Below are 4935 nucleotides of genomic sequence, written 5' to 3' on the forward strand. Positions count from 1 at the left end.
TTCATCATCATATTCAAGGCTGGTTCCATCGGGGTATATCGTTCGGTGAATGCTGCCTTTATCGGCTGCTTGATTAGCATCGGTGTGAAGTGAACCAATAATCACCCCTTGTGATAAATCCCCTGATGATGAAACAACAATCACTTGCTCTCCAACATCGCGTCCTTCATAAGAACGTGTTTTACCGGCGCGGGCTTGTGTGTCTGGAATCCAGTCACTGACAAGATTGCCACTTTTTACCCGATAGCGTGCGTTTTTATGGTCGACATGGCTAATTTTCCCCACCACAACCATATTTGCCACACGTCTCTTTAGATTTGTGATTTCTTTATCGCGCCGCTCTAACATGTCCACCTTCAATTTTATGGTATTTATCTTTGTTTCCCATACCTGTTTCTGGTTCAAAGCTTAAGAAAGGTTCAACGATTCTTGCTGTTACACTGCCTTCTTCTTCATCCATGTTGGGGATATTTGTCACATAAATGACTTCAAAGGTTAGAATCGCACCATGGAGCGCTAGGGCGCCATTATCGCCAAAGGCAAAAGCAATATTTTGCAGGCGGCATGCTTCAACTGTGTTGTTGAGATTGGGATTAACGTAGAAAACCTCCTCAACTTCCCATGCTAATTGGTCAACAAAGCGTGCACCATCTTCACATGTTGCATAGCATTCAACATCTACTGTTAAAACACGCCGCCTTACTCCATAATCATATCCATCTTCAATGGTTTCACTTTGCGTTGAGATATTAATAGCTGGCATTGCTTCAATAAATAAATTGAAATCGCGCATATTGAAAACATTGTCACCAGCCACTGTTTTTGCTGCTTTGATCAACGTAACAAATGTTTCTCTTATCGTTTCGCGTGGATGCATGAGTGTTCCTGTTAAAACAGATTGATTTTTAATCATTTTTATTGTATTTGTGGATACATTTTGATATACATACGTTATGGTAGCAAACATCAAAGTTCATGGCATAAATTGGGATGATGGTAACTGGCCAAAATGTGCCAAACATTGAGTTTCTAAAAAAGAAATTGAGTATTTATTCACTGAACCTAGAAATCTCGTCATAAAGCATGACCCCAATATTAAAGAAGAGCGTTTCAGAGCCATTGGACGAAGCTATAATGAACGATATATTTTTTTAGTTTTTACCTTAAGAACAATAAAGAACGAATTGTTTGTACGTCCTATTAGCGCTCGTTATATGCACCAAAAGGAGATTGATTTTTATGAAAACCTCTAAATTAAAACAAATGCCCGTTTTTAAGACGGATGAAGAAGCAGAAAACTTTGTTGATACTGCAGATCTTACTGATTATGACTTAACTGGTTTTAAGCCTGTTCATTTTGAATTCTTACCTAAAGAAGCCTCTATGAATATTCGCTTACCTCAAGCACTTATGAAGGCTTTAAAGGAAAAAGCTAAAAATCAAGCTATCCCTTACACACGCTATGTTCGACATCTCATCGAACGAGATTTACGAAAAAGCCATCGTAATTGACCAATATCCTCTGTAGAGGATATAAGAAAGGATGAAACATGAACAATAATCATTATATCTATCGTGTTTTGTGGTCGCAAGAAGATGAGGAATATGTTGGGTTGTGTGCAGAATTCCCATTCCTTTCATGGTTAGATGCTCAAGCAGAGAAAGCTTTAAAAGGTATTATGGACCTTGTTTCAGAAGTTGTTGAGGACATGCAACATAATGGAGAACAACTTCCAATACCTTTGTCACATGGTAAATATAGTGGTAAGTTTCAATTAAGAATACCACCAGAGCTCCATAGAAAACTTGCAATACAAGCCGCTGAAAATGGTGTGAGTTTAAATAGATATATTTCTTCTAAACTTTGAATCTTTTAAAAGTCTATACGTACTAAAAGAAAACTAATTCTTATGAAAACCTCTAAATTAAAACAAATACCCGTTTTCAAGACGGATGAAGAAGCAGAAAACTTTGTTGATACTGCCGATCTTACAGATTATGACTTAACAGATTTTAAATCCGTTCATTTTGAGTTCTTACCTAAAGAAGTCTCTTGACTACCTCCCCACCTTTAACGATAGGGAGGGGAGTTTTGTTTTTAAGTTAAGCAACCTTTTTAATGGGGCTCTCTAAATCTGATTCGTAAGCTCGCAATAAAGAATCCATGCTATGCGGTAACTCTGAAGCTCCAAAATCTGTAAGAATTGCTAAAATCTTTGTAATATTGGGTAGTTCATTTTGAAGTTTTAAAACTAAAACTTTTTCTATCAATTCCATAACTTCAACTATGGCATTACAATTTTCATCTCCAATGCCTCGATGATTGGAAAATTTAAACAGTGCCATCCACAAATCGCATAAGAAGTTGGTATCTATCTTCATTGTACACCTCCATGGATTTGTTCTCTCAAACAAGCCAATCCTCTCGATGTGATTTTCGTTGAAGGCAGCACCTTTTCTGTACCATCCGGTCTTTGAATGGTAATAGCGGGACAATCCATGAATCCTTTCTTAATTTTGTCTTGATAAGGTAATAGAGGCGCCCCTGGAGCCCGTCGATACACCCAATCATGTTTACGCAAGTAATCCGTTAAGTCCTTAGGTCGTACCTCTAACATCTTTGCTGCTTCAATAAGACCAAACAAACCATCAGAACGCTTTAAACCATCAAGTGCTTTTGCTTTTGGTGCTAATTCGGCAATAACATGATCTTTTTGCTCAATTTGATTTTGTAAGTGATTCAAAACACCAAGTAATGCCTCGGGTTTAGAGTAGTCAACTTGTGATGCAGCTATCTGCGGTGTTGCTACTTGTTTCAAAAGCCGTTCACATTTGATAAAGTATTGACGTGCTTCATGCCCTTTATCATTACGCTCTATCATCGAAAGATGTTTAGCCACGTCTAACGTAATGTGGTATTCTTTTACCTTTCCACCGCTTACTAAATTTTTAGTAAGCGTTATAAAGTTTATATTTTCCTGAAATTTACATTCTTTAATGCGATTTTTAATCCAATCATTAAAGCGAGCTTTTATTTCTAAAAACGTATGTAAATCACGCGCGTTAACAGTTTGAACAGTTTCCTGATCAATAACCTGTTCTCTAATTTCTATAAGAGTATTCATAATGAATTCCTTGTTGATAGATGTTTCTTAATGACACTTTAAAAAAGTGCCGGGTGCTAAGAAACACGGCAACAAGCCCGTCGTTATGCTTTCCCCCGAAAGGGTATTTTATGGCATAACCACACCCGACAAGACCAGTATACGCTATACGCATATAATGAGTCAAAGCCTTTACAATGTGCGGAAGACTGATTATTTCGGCAACCAATCCGCTTGTTGTTTTAAGGTGTTTCTTAGGCACCTGATTCGATTATTCATACTCCTACTATAATGTCAAGCAGTAATATTACATTTTTCTAAATTATATAAGTACGTCTTTACTTTATTTGTCGACTCACTTTAAATTTCCACTTTACTTTTTTATTTATAGCGGAGGGGGAGGTAATGCTGGATACCCTTGATACAATTGCAATGATCGTGTGCTTGTTATCATTGCCAATGATGATTGTCGGACTCGTTTTAGTATGTATAAAGAAATGGCGGAAAAACGGACTGAAAACTCTTGGTATTGGAGCTTTATTATTTATCGGCTCTGCGATAGTAGGTGCTTCTGTACACAAAGACAAACCAAATCAAATTACACACAATAATGAAATTGTTACCTCCTCCTCGACTTCGTCAATAGATGTTGCTACTCAAAACGAAAGCGTGACTCAGGTACCAGCTGAGGATACTGATAAGCAAATTACCCCCACTCAAGTTAACAAACCAGACAAAGATGATGGATTAGGCTTTTGGGGATGGTTTTGGTTAATTTTCTTTGCGTTTTTTGCGTTTTCCATTTTCGCTTATTGGCAAGATAAACGCAAAAAACGTTTTGAAGAGAAAGTTCCAGAACAGGCTTCAATGTCGCTCCTTCCTGCACATCCTTCTTCTGATTTCTCAGTTGTTAATAAAACGTTTCCAGCAATTGAAAACGAACGGTGGGAAAAGGGGATCAAGATTTTTCTCCTTTGTGCTCTATTGATTGGGGGCATAGTAGCAATAATAAGTATTTCACCATGGTTATTAGTAGCCATTCTTATTGTTTTACTTTTGGTGATCGCTCACTACTCTGAAAAGAAAAAAGTAAAACTTTTTGAAGAACAAGTTGCAATGTTGCTACCGGATATTAAAGTGTCTAGTTTTTCTGAAGCGTGTAAAATGTTTCAAGAGCTTGACGCAAGCGAATATGAATATCGTTTAGCACACAATGAAAAATTGTTGGGAGTTCAAGAACGCGTTTTCTTTGATATTAATAAAAAGATCCCACTTAGAGGACGTCTTTTGGTAACCGATCAAGCCATTGTATTTGAAAGTCCTGAAAAGAATGAACGAACCACTTGGACACGAATTGCATCAGTAGCTATAACATACCATGAATGCCAAATCAGTCTCCGTACCGGCATACCACGGAATTACCGATTCACTGCTTTTTCAAGTCCAAGGTTTACAGCAGTAATTCGAGTTCTGGGACAGTTTTATTGATAACACACAAGAAAAGATACGTTTATTGTTTTATCTCCCGCAAGATAAGCTTATACATACTGGATTCTGAGGCTTGGACATCTGTGATCACGAAGTGCTCTTGAGAAGAGGGAGCTTTGCTGTTTTCAGGGGAAATGATTACAACACTATCTTGAGGGTTTGGTGGTATTCCCCCGATATCATTGATACAAAGATCAAGTTCCTTTCTTGCAATTGTGGTAGGAATTCTGCCACCAGTGTCCGATTCTGAATGCTTAATGGTGTAAATCGCTGTGATACGAAAAGATTGCTGGTTGTCCTTTCGCGTGTAGATGATGGGCTGCCCAAAAGTGTTGCGTACATC

Annotated in this window: 9 protein-coding genes and 1 pseudogene; 5 read left to right on the forward strand and 5 right to left on the reverse strand. The window is 37.8% G+C overall.

Annotated features, from left to right (window positions below; genetic code table 11):
• Together ACFILU_RS06345 and ACFILU_RS06350 are read right to left on the reverse strand one after the other, a co-directional pair.
• The coding region (locus ACFILU_RS06345) for a phage baseplate assembly protein V (RefSeq protein ID WP_375675236.1) at positions 1-348 on the reverse strand (348 nt) is incomplete at its 3' end.
• The gene (locus ACFILU_RS06350) at positions 329-877 is read right to left on the reverse strand and encodes a hypothetical protein (RefSeq protein WP_375675248.1); all 549 of its coding nucleotides are present in this window, start codon (positions 875-877) and stop codon (positions 329-331) included. The genes ACFILU_RS06345 and ACFILU_RS06350, both read right to left, overlap by 20 nt.
• Before the next feature lie 160 nt (positions 878-1037).
• On the opposite strand from ACFILU_RS06350, the pseudogene ACFILU_RS06355 reads away from it, so the two are divergent.
• The 4 genes and pseudogenes from ACFILU_RS06355 to ACFILU_RS06370 all read left to right on the forward strand — a co-directional run.
• Positions 1038-1253 (forward strand): annotated as a pseudogene (locus ACFILU_RS06355) (BrnT family toxin); the annotation flags it as partial.
• Complete coding sequence (locus ACFILU_RS06360) at positions 1240-1512, forward strand: CopG family antitoxin (RefSeq protein WP_012754724.1); 273 nt, start codon at positions 1240-1242, stop codon at positions 1510-1512. The pseudogene ACFILU_RS06355 and the gene ACFILU_RS06360, both read left to right, overlap by 14 nt.
• Positions 1513-1550: 38 nt before the next feature.
• Complete coding sequence (locus tag ACFILU_RS06365) at positions 1551-1868, forward strand: type II toxin-antitoxin system HicB family antitoxin (RefSeq protein WP_375675238.1); 318 nt, start codon at positions 1551-1553, stop codon at positions 1866-1868.
• Positions 1869-1910: 42 nt separating this feature from the next.
• Positions 1911-2057 carry a CopG family antitoxin gene (locus tag ACFILU_RS06370; RefSeq protein WP_375633829.1) on the forward strand — a complete coding sequence of 49 codons (147 nt, stop codon included), beginning with the start codon at positions 1911-1913 and terminating at the stop codon, positions 2055-2057.
• Positions 2058-2103: 46 nt separating this feature from the next.
• Here the strand turns inward: ACFILU_RS06370 and ACFILU_RS06375 are convergent, their stop codons facing one another.
• Positions 2104-2382 carry a hypothetical protein gene (locus tag ACFILU_RS06375; protein WP_375675240.1) on the reverse strand — a complete coding sequence of 93 codons (279 nt, stop codon included), beginning with the start codon at positions 2380-2382 and terminating at the stop codon, positions 2104-2106.
• Positions 2379-3125: an antA/AntB antirepressor family protein gene (locus ACFILU_RS06380; protein ID WP_375675242.1), complete on the reverse strand. Its 747-nt coding sequence runs from the start codon at positions 3123-3125 to the stop codon at positions 2379-2381. The genes ACFILU_RS06375 and ACFILU_RS06380 overlap by 4 nt, the downstream gene beginning before the upstream one ends.
• A gap of 384 nt (positions 3126-3509) precedes the next feature.
• On the opposite strand from ACFILU_RS06380, the gene ACFILU_RS06385 reads away from it, so the two are divergent.
• Entirely contained in the window at positions 3510-4592 is a 1083-nt protein-coding gene (locus ACFILU_RS06385; RefSeq protein ID WP_375675244.1) for a hypothetical protein, read from the forward strand.
• Between the two features lie 22 nt (positions 4593-4614).
• Here ACFILU_RS06385 and ACFILU_RS06390 read toward each other — a convergent pair.
• On the reverse strand, positions 4615-4935 hold a 321-nt coding region (locus ACFILU_RS06390), incomplete at its 5' end, for a hypothetical protein (protein ID WP_375675246.1).

The organism is Bartonella sp. CL100XZDX (assembly GCF_042195375.1).
Taxonomy (GTDB): domain Bacteria; phylum Pseudomonadota; class Alphaproteobacteria; order Rhizobiales; family Rhizobiaceae; genus Bartonella.

Coding starts and splice junctions, on each gene's coding strand:
- ACFILU_RS06350 (WP_375675248.1), bottom strand. CDS start 877: ATGCATCCACGCGAAACGATAAGAGAAACATTTGTTACGTTGATCAAA.
- ACFILU_RS06360 (WP_012754724.1), top strand. CDS start 1,240: ATGAAAACCTCTAAATTAAAACAAATGCCCGTTTTTAAGACGGATGAA.
- ACFILU_RS06365 (WP_375675238.1), top strand. CDS start 1,551: ATGAACAATAATCATTATATCTATCGTGTTTTGTGGTCGCAAGAAGAT.
- ACFILU_RS06370 (WP_375633829.1), top strand. CDS start 1,911: ATGAAAACCTCTAAATTAAAACAAATACCCGTTTTCAAGACGGATGAA.
- ACFILU_RS06375 (WP_375675240.1), bottom strand. CDS start 2,382: ATGAAGATAGATACCAACTTCTTATGCGATTTGTGGATGGCACTGTTT.
- ACFILU_RS06380 (WP_375675242.1), bottom strand. CDS start 3,125: ATGAATACTCTTATAGAAATTAGAGAACAGGTTATTGATCAGGAAACT.
- ACFILU_RS06385 (WP_375675244.1), top strand. CDS start 3,510: ATGCTGGATACCCTTGATACAATTGCAATGATCGTGTGCTTGTTATCA.